The organism is Hydrogenophaga sp., assembly GCF_965657535.1.
Lineage (GTDB): Bacteria > Pseudomonadota > Gammaproteobacteria > Burkholderiales > Burkholderiaceae_C > Hydrogenophaga.
This window is the reverse complement of record NZ_CBFHOP010000007.1, coordinates 155809-169945: the sequence shown is the minus strand read 5'-3', so window position 1 is coordinate 169945 and position 14137 is coordinate 155809. Positions and strand designations below refer to the sequence as shown.

Below are 14137 nucleotides of genomic sequence, written 5' to 3'. Positions count from 1 at the left end.
CTGACCGCCATCTTAAAACCCCAACCTTTTTTGCCTCTTTTATTGCCATGACGACCGAAGCCCTGAACCTGTCCACCGAGCCGATGGACCACGACGATTTTGATGCGCTTGACGCGATTCTGGACGACCTGCGCACGCGCGGCGAGGACGTGCCGCAATGGGAGTTTTGTGAAGGCGCCATGGCCGCGCTGCTGTGCACGCGCCGCCTGATCTTGCCGAGCGAGTTTTTTCCGGTGCTGCTGGGCACGGGCGACAGCACGCCGGGCGTGGCCGGCAGCGACGAGGAGGACACCTACTTTGCCGACGAGGCGCAACTGGCCCAGTTCATGACGCTGTGGACCCGGCGCTGGAACGAAGTGGCGGCCTCGCTGAACAGCGACGTGCAAACGCTGGAAGACGAGCGCAGCTACCACCCCGAGGTGATGGACGTGCGTGGCGCGGTGGCCTCCCTGCCCGACGAAGCGCGTGCCGAAATTGGCGACCAGGAGCTGCCGGCGTTTGGCCAGGTGTGGGCGCTGGGGTTCATGTTTGTGGTGGAAAACTGGGCCGAAGAATGGGCCGCTCCGCGCGACAAGGAAGCCGCGTCCATGCTCAACGACGCGCTGGACGCGATCGTTGCGCTGACCGAAGACGACACCGACACGCCCACGGTGTGTATGCACAGCGACGACGGCCCACCGAGCGTGAGCGATGCGCGCCTGAACGACTTTGGCGCGGCCATCTGGGCGGTGTACGACCTGCGCCAGCTGTGGCAGAGCCTGGGCCCGCGGGTGGAGTCGGTGCGCAAGGCCGAAACCCCCGGCCGCAATGACGTGTGCCCCTGCGGCAGCGGCAAGAAATACAAGAAGTGCCACGGAGCGTGACAGGGGCCTGCGCCTTCGACAACAGGGTGTGAAGCGGCGCTTTGAGCCCGCAGCATGCGGGCGTGCCCGGCACACGCTGAAAATCTGGCACCGCCAGTCTCAGGGCGAGGTTTCCCCTGGGAGTAAGCCGCGTAGCGGGCTTACGAGTTCTGCAGGCTGCGCAAAATTTCCAGCACGCGCGTGCGGCTGCGTTCGAAATCGGTGTTCAGCAGGGTGCTGGCCAGGCTCATGTGGCCGTTGCGGGTGAGTGCCAGAGCGCGGTCGGCCAGTTCATGAAACTGGCGCTGCGCCTGCTCCAGCTCGGCAAACAGGGGGTGTCGCCCCAGCGGGCGTTGGCGCGTTTGGGCCAGCCATTGGCCCAGGCCGCTGCTCTTGGCATCGGGCAGCGGTTCGGTGGCTTGGGGCAGGCTGCTGTCGGCGCCCAGGTGGTCGTTGAACACCACGCACCATTCCAGGTGCAGGATGATGGCGCGCTGGATGTCCAGGCGGTCAATCACCAGGCCGGTCGGGTGTGGTGTGGCCTGTGCAGTGGCCAGATCGCCATGCCCGCTGGACGCTGATTCGTCTGGGCGTTTATTTCGCAGACGCTGAAACAGTTTGAGAAAATTCATTTTTGTAATGCATTCGCACGGCCAACGACGGCCATGCCCTCACCCGTATGGCAGTGACGAGAGCTTAGGTGTTGCATGGTGTGTGGTGGGCGGTGCAGGCCGAAAACGCGGGCGCTGAGCGTCCACTCCGGGTGCCGGTGTGGCAAAAAAGCATCTTCTTATGCGAAATGTCGCAGTTGCTGGGCCAGCGCCCCGCGCCTCAGCGGCTGAATCGCCGCTTCTCAGCCGCTGCGCCGCTTGCGTCAGTGCAGCAGTTCAAAGGTGTCGCTGGCGCAGGTCTGCCCGTTGATCTGCAGCTCGACCCGGTGCGGTCCGGGGTAGAGCTGGCGGGTGGTGACCGGGCGCAGGCTGTGGCGCTTGTCCAGCGTGCGGGTGGTGTGGGGCTCCAGCGTCAGCTTCCAGCCCTTGAACACCTTGGGGCTGGTGCTGCCGTTGGCGCGCACATGGTGCACCGCGTAGTCCACCACCAGCAGCTGGGGCGCTGGCGCGGTAGAACGCAGTGTCACATGCAGGCCCACGTCTTCCCCCACACGGGCGTGGTCGGTGGACAGGCTCAACGTGGCGTCGCCCACCAAGCCCTGCCCAAGCCCCCAGGCTTGCAGGGTAGGTGTGTGGCCTTGTTTGATGAGGCTGCGGCTGGCGTGGTGCAGCAGGGCGGTGCGCTCGGCGCTGGCGCCTAGCCGGTGCTCTAGCACCCACTGGGCCACCAGGTCGGGGTGGTCTTTGGCCACGTCGTTCAAGTGGTTTGCCACGCTGCGGCGGACGTAGGCGCTGGCGTCGTCTTGCAGCGCGCGCAGCAGCGCCAGCGTGGGCGCAGGGTCGGCCACCAGCGATTGCAGCCGCAGGCCCCAGGGCAGGCGCGGGCGCGAGCCTTCGCTCACCAGCCGGCGCACATGGGCGCTGGGGTCGTTCACCCAGGTGCTGATGATGGACAGCGTGGCGTTGGGGTGTTGCTGGATGAACGGACGGATGGCGAATTCGGCCGAAAAGCGCTGGGTCAGCGCGTGCAGACAGGCCAGCGCGCGGGGCACGTCGGCCATGCCTTGGCGGGCCACAAACTCGCCCAGGGACCACACCACCCAGCCCGAAAGCCCGCCGTCACGTTGCGCGTCGCTCAGCCCGCTGGGCTCGCCAGCGGCGTCGAGCGGTACCGGCTGTGCCAGGCTGGCTTCCAGCACCTCGCAAGCCGCCTGGAAACGGCTGGGCAGGGTGGCTTGCAGCGCATCGGCCAGCTGCATGGCGCGGGCCTTGAATGCGAGGGCTTCCAGTCCAGTGCCGGCTTGTTGCTCAAAGCGCAGGCGGTCAAAGGCGGGCCACACGCGCTGCAGGTGCGCGCCCGCATGCTGCACGGTCTGGGCGTTGATGAGGTTTTTGAAGGGCTCGGCCATGGGGTGCTTGGTGCGGGGGTTGGCGGCTGGCCAGGGTTTAGGGGTGCGCCAGCCGTTGCAACAACCCGGCCAGCGCGTGCGCCACCGTGGCTTGGCGTATGGCGGTGCGGTCGCCGCCAAAGTGCTGGCGTTCGGTAAACACACCTGTGGGTGTGGCCCAGCCAAACCACACCGTGCCTACTGGCTTGTCAGCGCTGCCGCCAGTGGGGCCGGCAATGCCGGTGACGGCCACCGACCAGTGTGCGTGGGCGTTGACCACCGCGCCTGCGGCCATGGCCCGTGCCACCGGCTCGCTCACCGCGCCGTGCGCTTCGATCAAGGCGGCCGGCACGCCCAGCATTTCGCACTTGGCGGCGTTGGAATAGGTGACAAACCCGCGCTCAAACCAGTCGCTGGAGCCGCTGAGGTCGGTGCAGGCACCCGCGATGAGCCCACCCGTGCAGCTCTCGGCGGTGGCCATGAACTGGCCTCGCGCTTTGAGTGTGGTGGCGAGTTGTTCGACCAGCTCGGGGGTGGTGGGCATGTCAGTATTTCCAGAAGGCGATGACTAGCAGCGTGCAGAGCGCCGCCGCAAAGTCGTCGAGCAAGATGCCAAAACCGCCGCGCGCGCCGAAGCCTTTGAAGGTCTGGTCGGCCCAGGCCATGGGGCCGAACTTCACTGCGTCGAAAAAACGAAACAGCGCAAACGCGACCAACTGCCCCCAGAAGCCGGTGGGCGACACCAGCCACAGCACCAGCCAGAACGCGACCACCTCGTCCCACACGATGTGGCCCGAATCGGCGACGCGCATGTGTTGTGCCGTGACCGTGCAGGCCCACCAGCCCACCAGCGTGCCCAGGCCGATCAGGGTGGCCCAGGCGGCGTCGGACATGAACGGCTGCAACACCACAAACGCCGCCCAGGCCCAGAGCGTGCCGGCCGTGCCGGGGGCGAAGCGGGACAAGCCCGAACCCGCCCCAAGTGCGATGAAGTGCGCGGGATGGGCCAGCACGAAAGCCCAGGTGGGCCGGACCACGGGTGGCCTGGCCGCAGCAGGCGGTGCCGTCGGACTGCTTGGGGTATCGGGTTCAAACATGCTGGCGATTATGGCGGCGCGCCCAAGAGCCCAAGCGTCGCAGTGGGTCAGGCGAAGTGGTCGAAACCGCGGGGCGCCAGCGCCACCGGCTGGCCGGCAGCGTCCAGCAGCCGCAGGCCGAGCGCGGCGCTGATCTGCCCGATGCGATGCACCGGTGTCTCGCTCGCCTGGGCGGCGGCTTCAATGGCGGTGCGGTCGGCAGGGGCGGCTGTGAACAGCAGTTCGTAGTCGTCGCCACCGTTGATCAGGCAGTCGAGCTGCAGCGCGGGCGGCAGGGCTTGCAGGTCGGGTGCCACGGGCAGGTGGGGCAGTTCAATGTGGGCGCCCACGCCGCTGGCCTGCAGCAGATGGCCCAGGTCGCCGGCCAGGCCGTCGCTCACGTCCAGCGCGGCATGGGCCAGACCGGCCAGCGCTCTGCCCAGGGCCACGCGAGGCACTGGGCGCTCAAGCCGCTCGCGCAGCCGGGGCAGGGTGCCGGGTGCGGCGTGCTCCAGCGCCCAAGGGGTGCCCAGCAGCAGTTCCAGTGCCAGGCGGGCTTCGCCGGTGCGCCCGCTCACGTACAGGTCGTCGCCCGGTTGCGCCGCGCCGCGTCGCAAGGCCTGGCCCGGCCGCAGTTCGCCCAGCACGGTGATGCAGATGTTGAGCGGGCCGCGGGTGGTGTCGCCGCCCACCAACGGGCAGGCGTGCGCGTCGGCCAGGGCAAACAGGCCCTGGGCAAACGCGGTGAGCCAGGCGTCGTTGGCACTGGGCAAGGCCAGCGCCAGCGTGAAGCCCAGCGGGCGGGCGCCCATCGCGGCCAGATCGCTCAGGTTGACGGCCAGCGCCTTGTGGCCTAGCGAGGCCGGGTTCGTGCCGACAAAGAAATGGCGGCCTTCGACCAGCATGTCGCAAGAGACGGCGAGCTGGTGGCCGGGCGCTGGCTGCAGCAGGGCGCAGTCGTCGCCAATACCCAGCGCCACTTGGTCGGGCAGCGCCACACCCGAGCGCTGAAAGTGGCGCCGAATGAGTTCGAACTCACCCATGTTGTTTGGGCCTGGTGGCCTCTGGCTCGGGCAGGTCGCTGTCGGGTTCGTCGGGCAGGGCGCGCGGGGGCAGCAAGAAGCTCAGCGGCGCGATGCGGATGCGCCGCCAGATGGCCGCCCGGATGCGCTGGCGGTTGACTTCGCTGATGCTTTGTGCGCGCAGCGCCAGGCGAAAGGCCAGGTAAAAACTCACCGCCAGGTTGATCGGGCCCACCAGCGCAATACCGCCCACGGCCCACCAGAAGGCGGGCTCGGTCAACACACCCAGGCCGAGCGACGCAGCAGCGGCTGCAGCCTGCCCTGCCGAGAGGGTGACGTGGCGCACGTCCAGCCCCAGGCCGAAAAAGGTGGCAAAGGCTGGCACCAGGCCGAGCATGAAGCCCAGCGACATATTGGCCGCCAAGCCCGATACGTTGCTGCGCAAAAAGGTGGCCCAGCGCGCGGCGCGGGCAGGCCCCAGTACGCGGGTGAAGCGAGGGTTGTGCCGCACGGCGGAGTCCAGCTTGTGAAACACAAACCAGTTTTCGACCCAGCCGGCCACGATGCTGGAGGCAAACAGCAGCACGCCGGTGAGGCCCGCAAACAGCAGCGTGGGGCCGAGCAGGTGCAGGTCGTGCAGCACGTGCTGCGCTTTGTCGGCGTTGATCATGGGCATGTCGGTGGCAAGCTTCAGCCCCAGGCTGATCAGCACCACCACCGGTACCACCAGGCCCACGTTGCCCAAAATAGATGCAATCTGGGAGCGAAACAGGTTGGCCACTTCGTCCACAAAACGGCGCACCGCACCCGGCTCCCGGATGTCTTTGAGTTTGGCCACCATGGCCGGTGCGGTCACCGCCGGTTGCTTGGTGGCCACGGTCAGGTGCAGCAACTGGATCAGCACGAAGAAGAAGGCGTAGTTGATCCCCGCAGCAAAGCCACCCCAGAAGGCCGAAAGGCCCAGCGCATAGAGCGAAAACTTGACCCAAGTGGTCAAGCCCAGCACCGCACCGCCGCCCGCTGCCTTGCCCAGCATCTGGCGGTATTCGGCGGCGTCGCGCGTGATGTAGTGTTCGCCGCTTTCGGCGCTGCGCTCAGCCACTTTGGCTGCTGTGAGCTGCGAGCTGCTGGCAATGAGCGCGCGGATGCTGCGGTTGTCTTGCCCCACCTGCGCCAGGTCGGCCAGCAAGGCGGCGGTGGCGCGCTCGGGTTGCTCGGCCTGCAGACAGTCCAGCAGCTCCTTGATGCGCACAATGCGTTCGCGCAGCTGGCGCAGCCGAAACACAATGCCTACCGACACGCCGTGCGCTTCCAGGTGCGAGTACACGGTGTAGGCGGCGTGGCGGCAGGCGTCGAGCTGATCGCGCAGCTGAGTGGCCGCGTCCAGCGCCTGGGCGCTGTGTGGGCCGTGGTGTTGCACCGCCAGGCGCAGCACCTCAAAAGACGAGGGCAGTTCGTGAAACGGCCGCCCGGCCTGGGCTTCTGCGGACATGCGCACCCGGATTTCTGACGCAAAGCCGGTGGCGCTGACCTGGCTCACGCAGAAAATGAGGGCGTCCATGAGCGCGGTTTGCCAAAAGCCGGCCACCACAGGGTGGGCGCCGGTGTGCACCGCCTCGGCGGGCGTGATCAACAGCCGGCGCAGGCGCTCCAGCGTGGCGGTGTCCAGCGCTTTGAGCCACAGCACGTCAAAACGCGTGGGCAGCAGCAGGCCAAACAGCTCGGCCAGATCGGTGGTTTCCGGGGTGCCGGGCAGCACCTTGCGGCGCAGGCGGTGGCCCAGTTCGCTCAGAAACGCGGTGCGTGGGGCAAAACCGTAATCGGCCAGCAGGGGTGTGGCGTCCACGCTGCCCACAAAGGTTTGCCACCAGGCGCGCCAGTGGTTTTGCCATTCGGGGCGGGCTTGCACCGCATCCAAAAACAGGCGCACGCGCGCCACGCTCGCCTGGGGGTCCTGGGCGTCGCCGCGCACCCAGCGCAGCAGCTCGATCAACCACAAATGGCGTTGCGCCAGCGGCGCTTGGGCGTCGAGCGCGTCAATCAGCTGGGTCAGTTCCATGCGGTGGGGGTGTGGGGTGCGCTCCGGGGAGCGAAAGCGCGCAGCGGCTCAGTGCAACACGCGGGCCGCGCCTTCGCCCGGCACGTCGGTGTGGAGCGCAAATTCGGGCACTGGGGCGTCGAAGCGTTCACCGTCTTCGGCCACGCAGAAGAAGCTGCCGCGCATGCGGCCGTTGGGCGTGTGCAGCCGGGTGCCGCTGGTGTATTGAAACGATTCCCCCGGGCGCAGCAGCGGCTGGTTGCCCACCACGCCCAGGCCCTTCACCTCGTCGGTGTGGCCGCGGGCGTCGTCAATGACCCAGTGCCGCGAGATCAACTGCGCCGTCACGTCGCCGGTGTTGGTGATCGTGATGGTGTAGGCAAAGGCGTACAAGTCCTCCTCGGGCGAAGACTGTTCGCTGAGGTACTGGGGCTCGACTTCACAGGTGAACTGGTATTTCGACATGAGCGGCATGTTACCGCGCCGCAGCAAGACCTTGCCAGGCCTGCGAAAATGCCGACTGTCGCCATTTCAACGCCATCCAAGCCCCACCCAAGCCATGCCCCACACCTACCGCATTGCCCCGTCCATTCTGTCTGCCGACTTTGCCCGCCTGGGTGAAGAGGTGAAAAACGTCATCGCTGCCGGCGCCGACTGGATCCACTTCGATGTGATGGACAACCACTATGTGCCCAACCTGACCTTCGGACCCATGGTGTGTCAGGCGCTCAAGCCCCATGCGAAAAAGCCCGACGGCACGCCGGTGCCGATCGATGTGCACCTGATGATCCAGCCGGTGGACGCGCTGGCGGGTGCCTTCATTGATGCGGGCGCCGACCTGGTGAGCTTTCACCCGGACGCATCGGCCCACGTGCACCGCAGCGTGCAGGCTATCAAGGCCAAGGGCTGCAAGGCCGGTCTCACCTTCAACCCCGCACAGCCGCTGGACGTGCTGGACTACCTGATCGACGACATCGACTTGATTTTGATCATGAGCGTGAACCCTGGCTTTGGTGGCCAGAGTTTCATCGACTCGGCGTTGCGCAAAATCGAAGCCGCCCGCAAGCGCATTGAGGCCAGCGGCAAGGACATTCGTCTGGAAGTGGACGGCGGCATCAAGGCCGACAACATCCGCCGCGTGGCCGACGCCGGTGCCGACACCTTCGTGGCCGGCAGCGCCATTTTTGGCAAACCCGATTACAAGAGCGTGATCGACGACATGCGCCGAGCCTTGGCCTGATGCTGTCCAACATCCAAGCCGTGATCGTCGACCTGGACGGCACCATGGTCGATACGCTGGGCGACTTCGAGGTTGCGCTCAACCGCACCATGGCCGACCTGGGCCTGCCCGGGGTGGACCGTGCCGCCGTCGAGCGCACGGTGGGCAAGGGCTCTGAGCACCTGATCCGCAGCCTGCTGGCCGAGCAACTGCGCCGGCCCGAGGTTATCGGTTGCGGCGAAGCTTGCCCGGCCATGAGCGTGGACGCGCTCTTTGACCGAGCCTGGCGCCAATACCAGCACCACTACCTGGGCATCAATGGCCAGTTTTCCGATGTGTTTGCGGGGGTGGAAGCGGGCTTGCGCGCCATGCAGGCCGCTGGCCTGGGTCTGGCGTGTCTGACCAACAAGCCATTGGCCTTCGCGCAAGACCTGCTCAAGGTCAAGGGGCTCGACGGCTTTTTCAGCCAGGTGTTTGGCGGTGACAGCTTTGAGCGCAAGAAGCCCGACCCGCTGCCCCTGCTCAAAACCTGCGAAGCGCTGGGCACGCTGCCTGCGCGCACCGTGATGGTGGGCGATTCGCAGAACGATGCCCTGGCAGCGCGCGCCGCCGGTTGCCCGGTGGTGCTGGTCACCTACGGCTACAACCACGGTCAGCCAATTGCACAGGCGCCGCACGATCTGTTGCTCGATTCGCTGGCCGATTGGCGTTGGTAGCGCTGGAGGCTGCCCGCGCGACAAGCGCCAGCTTTGCTACACTTTCCATCCATGTTCAACACACGCACAACCCTGACGGGCAATCTGCCGAGCCGCAACGGCCGGGGAGCCTGGCCCTGGCGCAAGCCAGCGTAAACGTGCACTTCCCCCCGGCGGTGCGCGGGTTTCGGTCTGCATCATGGACCCCAGCCCGCGCCACCCCACTCCCCGAACCCGGCAGCGCGTCTGACCGGGCACCTCAGAAAAACGGTTTCACAAGCTGCAACGCAGCAAGGAGCCGATGGAGCGTCTGAACATGATCACCGAACTCGAATTCAAGAGCCTGGCCAGCCAAGGCTACAACCGCATCCCGCTGATGGCCGAGGCCTTCGCTGACCTCGAAACCCCGCTCTCGCTGTACCTCAAGCTCGCCCATGGGCGCGGTGACGGCAAACACAGCTTCCTGCTCGAATCCGTCGTGGGCGGCGAGCGCTTCGGCCGCTACAGCTTCATCGGCCTGCCCGCGCGCACGCTGCTGCGCGCCAGCGGTTTTGGCGCTGAAGCGAAGACCGAGGTGGTGCGCGACGGCGCCGTGGTCGAGACCAACCACGGCAACCCGCTGGACTTCATCGCCGCCTACCAGCAGCGTTTCAAGGTCGCGCTGCGCCCGGGCCTGCCGCGTTTTTGCGGCGGCCTGGCAGGCTACTTCGGCTACGACGCGGTGCGCTACATCGAAAAAAAGCTCGAATCCAGCTGTCCGCCCGACACCCTGGGCTGCCCCGACATCCTGCTGCTGCAATGCGAAGAGCTGGCCGTCATCGACAACCTTTCTGGCAAGCTCTACCTGATCGTTTACGCTGATCCGGCCCAGCCCGAGGCCTACGCCAACGCCAAGCGGCGCGTGCGCGAGCTGAAAGAGGCGCTGAAGTATTCGGTGAGTGCGCCGGTGGTGAAACCCAGCCAAGGCCACCCCGCCGAGCGCGACTTCGCCAAGGCCGACTACATCGCCGCCGTGGAACGCGCCAAAGAACTCATCGCGGGTGGCGACTTCATGCAGGTGCAGGTGGGCCAGCGCATCAAGAAGCGCTACACCGAGTCACCGCTGTCGCTCTACCGCGCGCTGCGCTCGCTGAATCCGTCGCCTTACATGTATTACTACCACTTCGGCGACTTCCACGTGGTGGGTGCGTCGCCCGAGATTCTGGTGCGCCAGGAGCAGGTTGACGAGGGCCAAAAGGTGATCATTCGACCCCTGGCCGGCACGCGCCCGCGCGGCGCCACGCCTGAGAAGGACAAGGCCACCGAGATCGAGCTGGTGAACGACCCGAAAGAGCGCGCCGAGCATGTGATGCTGATCGATCTGGCGCGCAACGACATCGGCCGCATTGCCAAGATTGGCAGCGTCAAGGTGACGGAAGCCTTTGCGGTGGAGCGCTACAGCCACGTGATGCACATCGTGAGCAACGTCGAAGGTACGCTGGTGGACGGCATGACGAACATGGACGTGCTGAAAGCGACTTTCCCCGCCGGCACGCTGACCGGCGCACCCAAGGTGCACGCGATGGAATTGATCGACCAGCTGGAGCCCACCAAGCGCGGCTTGTACGGCGGTGCCTGCGGCTACCTGAGCTACGCCGGCGACATGGATGTGGCCATTGCGATTCGCACCGGCATCATCAAAGACCAGATGCTCTACGTGCAGGCGGCGGCCGGCGTGGTGGCCGACTCCATTCCTGAAATGGAATGGCGGGAAACCGAGCACAAGGCGCGTGCGCTCTTGCGTGCGGCCGAGCTGGTGGAAGAAGGTTTGGAGTGAACGACATGACGAAGAAAATTCAGCTCCTGATGGTCGACAACTACGACTCCTTCACCTACAACATCGTGCAGTATTTCGGTGAACTCGGTGCCGACGTGACCGTGGTGCGCAACGACGAGATCACGGTGGACGAAATCCAGCGCCGTGTGGACGCGGGGCAGGTGGACCGCCTGGTGATTTCCCCCGGCCCCTGTTCGCCCGCCGAAGCGGGCATTTCGGTCGCGGCCATCCAGCACTTTGCCGGCCAGCTGCCGATCCTGGGCGTGTGTCTGGGTCACCAGAGCATCGGCGCGGCCTTCGGCGGCCAGATCGTCCGTGCGCAGGAGCTGATGCACGGCAAGACTTCTCAGATCACCACGACGCAGGAGGGCGTGTTCGCCAACCTGCCTGAGCAGTTCACGGTCAACCGCTATCACTCGCTGGCCATTGAGCGCGAGAGCTGCCCCGATTGCCTCAAGGTCACAGCCTGGACGCCCGACGGCGAGATCATGGGTGTGAAGCACAAGACGCTGGCCATTGAAGGCGTGCAGTTCCACCCGGAAAGCATCCTCACCGAACACGGCCACGCGATGCTGAAGAACTTTCTGGAGCAAGCATGAAGACTGTTGATTTGCGCAGCGACACCGTCACGCAGCCCACCGAGGCCATGCGCGCCGCCATGATGGCGGCGCCGCTGGGCGACGATGTGTTTGGCGACGACCCCACCGTCAATGCGCTGCAAGCGCGCATTGCCGCCATCACGGGCAAGGAAGCTGCACTTTTCATGCCCTCGGGCACGCAGAGCAACCTGTGCGGCATCCTGGCGCACTGCGGCAGGGGCGACGAGTACATCGTCGGTCAACTGGCCCACACCTACCGCTACGAAGGCGGCGGCGCTGCGGTGTTCGGCAGCGTGCAGCCGCAACCGCTGACGCAAGACGCGCAGGGTCGCATGGCGTTGGACGACATCGCGGCCGCCATCAAGCCCGACGACCCGCACTTTGCGCGCACCCGCCTGCTGTGCCTGGAAAACACCTGGAACGGCCATGTGATGCCCGATGACTACCTGCGCGGCGCCACGGCACTGGCGCGCGAAAAGGGCTTAAACACCCACCTGGATGGCGCGCGCGTGTTCAACGCCGCCGTGGCCTCGGCGGCGCCGGGGCAGGGCGCGATGGATCGGCTGCGTGAAATCGCTGACCATTTCGACAGCCTTTCGGTCTGCTTCAGCAAGGGGCTGGGCGCACCGGTGGGCTCTGCACTTTGCGGCTCGCAGGAGCTGATCAACCGCGCCCGCCGTATCCGCAAGATGGCCGGCGGCGGCCTGCGCCAGGCCGGTCTGCTGGCGGCCTGTGCGTTGCACGCGCTGGACCACCACGTGGAGCGGCTGGGCGAAGACCACGCGAACGCCGGGCGGCTGGCCGAAGGCTTGCGCGGGATCGACGGTCTGACGGTGAAGTCGGCGCAGACCAATATCGTGTTTGTGGACGTGGCCGACGCGCGTGGCCCCGCGCTGCTCGATTTTTTAGCAGCGCATGGCGTGTTGGCCACCGGCCTGATCGGCCTGCGCTTCGTCACCCACCTGGATGTGGACGCGGCCGGCATCGACCACACCATTGCCACCGTCCGCCGCTTCTTCGCCGAAGCGCCCGGCGCGCCAGGCGCTACCACGCGCACCGGTCCTTACTGAATCCCGCCGGAGAACAGCCATGCCCGAAACGCCCCAACTTCTGGTGTTCATCGCGGCGGGCTGGCTGCTCAATCTCACGCCCGGGCCGGATGTGCTCTACATCGTGAGCAGTGCGCTCAAGAGCGGCGTGCGCGCCGGCCTGGTGGCGGCGTTGGGCATCGTCAGCGGCTGCTTTGTGCACGTGTTGGCGGCGGCGCTGGGCGTGGGCGCGCTGCTGGCCACATCGGCCACGGCCTTCACCGTGCTCAAGTGGGCGGGTGCTGCTTACCTGGTGTGGATGGGCGTCAAGCTGCTGTTCGCGCGAAGCGGAAGTTCGGCCATCGTGACCGCTGAGGTGGGCAGGGAGCAAGTGCCCGCCGACCTGCGCCACATCTATTGGCGCGGCTTTCTCACCAACGTGCTCAACCCCAAGGTGGCGCTGTTTTTTCTGGCGTTTGTGCCGCAGTTCATCGCACCCGGCACGCCCGACAAGGTGACCACCTTCCTGCTGCTGGGCCTGCTGTTCAACATCAACTCACTGCCGATCAACTTCGGCTATGCCTGGCTCGCCGGCTGGGCCGCCCACCGCGTGAGCGCCGTGCAGCGTACCCTGCACCGGCTGGACCGCGCCGCTGGCGCACTGTTCATCGGCTTTGGCCTGAGGCTGGCCATGTCGGACAATCCCACCCCATAAGTTCTGGAGACACCCATGCCCCACAGCCACAAGATCACCCCGCAGGAAGCCCTGCAGCGCACCATCGAACACCGCGAGATCTTTCATGACGAGATGCTGCACCTGATGCGCATGATCATGAGCGGGGAGATGTCACCCGTGATGATGGCAGCCTTCATCACCGGCTTGCGTGTGAAGAAGGAAACGATCGGTGAGATCACCGCCGCCGCGCAGGTCATGCGCGAGTTTTCCACCAAGGTCCACGTGGCCGACAAAACGCACCTGGTGGACATCGTGGGCACCGGTGGCGACGGCTCGCACACCTTCAATATTTCCACCTGCTCCATGTTTGTGGCGGCTGCGGCGGGTGCCAAGGTCAGCAAACATGGCGGGCGCAGCGTCAGCAGCAAAAGCGGCAGCGCCGACGTGCTGGAGAGCCTGGGCGTCAACATCAACCTCACGCCCGAACACATTGCACGCTGCATAGAGCAGGTGGGCTTGGGCTTCATGTTTGCGCCCAACCACCACCCTGCGATGAAAAACGTGGCGCCGGTGCGCCGCGAGCTGGGCATGAAGACCATCTTCAATATCTTGGGGCCGCTGACCAACCCGGCCTCGGCGCCCAACATCCTGATGGGTGTGTTCCACCCCGATCTGGTGGGTATTCAGGTGCGTGCGCTGCAGCGCCTGGGCGCCGAGCACGCGGTGGTGGTGTATGGCCGCGACGGCATGGACGAGGTGAGCCTGGGCGCCGCCACCATGGTGGGTGAACTGAAAAACGGCGAGATCACCGAATACGAAATCCACCCCGAAGATTTTGGCCTCACGATGGCCAGCAACCGCACGCTGCGTGTGGACACGCCAGAAGATTCGAAGGCGATGCTGATGGGCGTGCTGAACAACAGCGAAGAGCCAAACATCAAGGCGGCCAAAGACATCGTGTCGCTCAACGCCGGCGTGGCGCTGTATGCGGCCAATGTGTGCAGCGACATGGCGCAAGGCATTGCGCTGGCGCGCCGCGCCATCGAGTCGGGGGCAGCAGCTCGCAAGCTGGCCGAACTCACCGCATTCAGCCAGCTGGCCACGGCCAGCGTCGGCCCCTGAGGCGC

The 14137-nt window shown here is 66.1% G+C and carries 15 protein-coding genes; 8 read left to right on the top strand and 7 right to left on the bottom strand.

Annotation, left to right across the window (positions count from 1 at the left end; all coding sequences use genetic code 11):
- Positions 1–47 precede the first annotated feature (47 nt).
- Positions 48–863 (top strand): UPF0149 family protein, encoded by an 816-nt coding sequence (locus ACTG4K_RS13815; RefSeq protein WP_439114786.1) that lies wholly within the window; start codon positions 48–50, stop codon positions 861–863.
- 140 nt (positions 864–1003) lie between these two features.
- On the opposite strand, the gene ACTG4K_RS13810 is transcribed toward ACTG4K_RS13815, so the two are convergent.
- From ACTG4K_RS13810 to apaG, 7 genes are all read right to left on the bottom strand, one after another.
- Positions 1004–1474 carry a CZB domain-containing protein gene (locus ACTG4K_RS13810; protein ID WP_439114785.1) on the bottom strand — a complete coding sequence of 157 codons (471 nt, stop codon included), beginning with the start codon at positions 1472–1474 and terminating at the stop codon, positions 1004–1006.
- 242 nt (positions 1475–1716) lie between these two features.
- On the bottom strand, positions 1717–2862 hold the full coding sequence (locus ACTG4K_RS13805) for a DNA alkylation repair protein (RefSeq protein WP_439114784.1): 1146 nt from the start codon (positions 2860–2862) through the stop codon (positions 1717–1719).
- A 37-nt stretch (positions 2863–2899) separates the two neighbouring features.
- On the bottom strand, positions 2900–3385 hold the full coding sequence (locus ACTG4K_RS13800) for a CinA family protein (protein ID WP_439114783.1): 486 nt from the start codon (positions 3383–3385) through the stop codon (positions 2900–2902).
- Position 3386: 1 nt separating this feature from the next.
- Complete coding sequence (locus ACTG4K_RS13795) at positions 3387–3938, bottom strand: phosphatidylglycerophosphatase A family protein (RefSeq protein WP_439114782.1); 552 nt, start codon at positions 3936–3938, stop codon at positions 3387–3389.
- A gap of 47 nt (positions 3939–3985) precedes the next feature.
- Positions 3986–4960, bottom strand: a complete 975-nt coding sequence (gene thiL / locus ACTG4K_RS13790) for a thiamine-phosphate kinase (RefSeq protein WP_439114781.1) — start codon at positions 4958–4960, stop codon at positions 3986–3988.
- Positions 4953–6998, bottom strand: a complete 2046-nt coding sequence (locus ACTG4K_RS13785; protein ID WP_439114780.1) for a site-specific recombinase — start codon at positions 6996–6998, stop codon at positions 4953–4955. Before ACTG4K_RS13785 ends, thiL begins: the two co-directional genes overlap by 8 nt.
- A 48-nt stretch (positions 6999–7046) precedes the next feature.
- Entirely contained in the window at positions 7047–7442 is a 396-nt protein-coding gene (apaG, locus tag ACTG4K_RS13780; protein WP_439114779.1) for a Co2+/Mg2+ efflux protein ApaG, read from the bottom strand.
- A 94-nt stretch (positions 7443–7536) separates the two neighbouring features.
- Between apaG and rpe the strand changes: the two genes are divergently transcribed.
- The 7 genes from rpe to trpD all read left to right on the top strand — a co-directional run bounded on the left by rpe (position 7537) and on the right by trpD (position 14132).
- Positions 7537–8217 (top strand): ribulose-phosphate 3-epimerase, encoded by a 681-nt coding sequence (gene rpe, locus ACTG4K_RS13775; protein WP_439114778.1) that lies wholly within the window; start codon positions 7537–7539, stop codon positions 8215–8217.
- Positions 8217–8912, top strand: a complete 696-nt coding sequence (gene gph, locus ACTG4K_RS13770) for a phosphoglycolate phosphatase (protein WP_439114777.1) — start codon at positions 8217–8219, stop codon at positions 8910–8912. Before rpe ends, gph begins: the two co-directional genes overlap by 1 nt.
- Before the next feature lie 295 nt (positions 8913–9207).
- A complete protein-coding gene (trpE, locus tag ACTG4K_RS13765) occupies positions 9208–10707 on the top strand; it encodes an anthranilate synthase component I (RefSeq protein WP_439114776.1) in 1500 nt (499 codons plus the stop codon).
- Between the two features lie 5 nt (positions 10708–10712).
- A complete protein-coding gene (locus ACTG4K_RS13760; RefSeq protein WP_439114775.1) occupies positions 10713–11306 on the top strand; it encodes an anthranilate synthase component II in 594 nt (197 codons plus the stop codon).
- Entirely contained in the window at positions 11303–12376 is a 1074-nt protein-coding gene (ltaE, locus tag ACTG4K_RS13755) for a low-specificity L-threonine aldolase (protein WP_439114774.1), read from the top strand. The genes ACTG4K_RS13760 and ltaE overlap by 4 nt, the downstream gene beginning before the upstream one ends.
- Positions 12377–12395: 19 nt before the next feature.
- On the top strand, positions 12396–13049 hold the full coding sequence (locus ACTG4K_RS13750) for a LysE family translocator (RefSeq protein ID WP_439114773.1): 654 nt from the start codon (positions 12396–12398) through the stop codon (positions 13047–13049).
- Between the two features lie 15 nt (positions 13050–13064).
- Complete coding sequence (gene trpD, locus ACTG4K_RS13745; protein ID WP_439114772.1) at positions 13065–14132, top strand: anthranilate phosphoribosyltransferase; 1068 nt, start codon at positions 13065–13067, stop codon at positions 14130–14132.
- Positions 14133–14137: the final 5 nt, after the last annotated feature.

Coding starts and splice junctions, on each gene's coding strand:
- trpE (WP_439114776.1), top strand. CDS start 9,208: ATGATCACCGAACTCGAATTCAAGAGCCTGGCCAGCCAAGGCTACAAC.
- ACTG4K_RS13760 (WP_439114775.1), top strand. CDS start 10,713: ATGACGAAGAAAATTCAGCTCCTGATGGTCGACAACTACGACTCCTTC.
- ACTG4K_RS13795 (WP_439114782.1), bottom strand. CDS start 3,938: ATGTTTGAACCCGATACCCCAAGCAGTCCGACGGCACCGCCTGCTGCG.
- ACTG4K_RS13815 (WP_439114786.1), top strand. CDS start 48: ATGACGACCGAAGCCCTGAACCTGTCCACCGAGCCGATGGACCACGAC.
- ACTG4K_RS13810 (WP_439114785.1), bottom strand. CDS start 1,474: ATGAATTTTCTCAAACTGTTTCAGCGTCTGCGAAATAAACGCCCAGAC.
- ACTG4K_RS13750 (WP_439114773.1), top strand. CDS start 12,396: ATGCCCGAAACGCCCCAACTTCTGGTGTTCATCGCGGCGGGCTGGCTG.
- trpD (WP_439114772.1), top strand. CDS start 13,065: ATGCCCCACAGCCACAAGATCACCCCGCAGGAAGCCCTGCAGCGCACC.
- gph (WP_439114777.1), top strand. CDS start 8,217: ATGCTGTCCAACATCCAAGCCGTGATCGTCGACCTGGACGGCACCATG.
- thiL (WP_439114781.1), bottom strand. CDS start 4,960: ATGGGTGAGTTCGAACTCATTCGGCGCCACTTTCAGCGCTCGGGTGTG.
- apaG (WP_439114779.1), bottom strand. CDS start 7,442: ATGTCGAAATACCAGTTCACCTGTGAAGTCGAGCCCCAGTACCTCAGC.
- ACTG4K_RS13785 (WP_439114780.1), bottom strand. CDS start 6,998: ATGGAACTGACCCAGCTGATTGACGCGCTCGACGCCCAAGCGCCGCTG.
- ACTG4K_RS13800 (WP_439114783.1), bottom strand. CDS start 3,385: ATGCCCACCACCCCCGAGCTGGTCGAACAACTCGCCACCACACTCAAA.
- rpe (WP_439114778.1), top strand. CDS start 7,537: ATGCCCCACACCTACCGCATTGCCCCGTCCATTCTGTCTGCCGACTTT.
- ltaE (WP_439114774.1), top strand. CDS start 11,303: ATGAAGACTGTTGATTTGCGCAGCGACACCGTCACGCAGCCCACCGAG.
- ACTG4K_RS13805 (WP_439114784.1), bottom strand. CDS start 2,862: ATGGCCGAGCCCTTCAAAAACCTCATCAACGCCCAGACCGTGCAGCAT.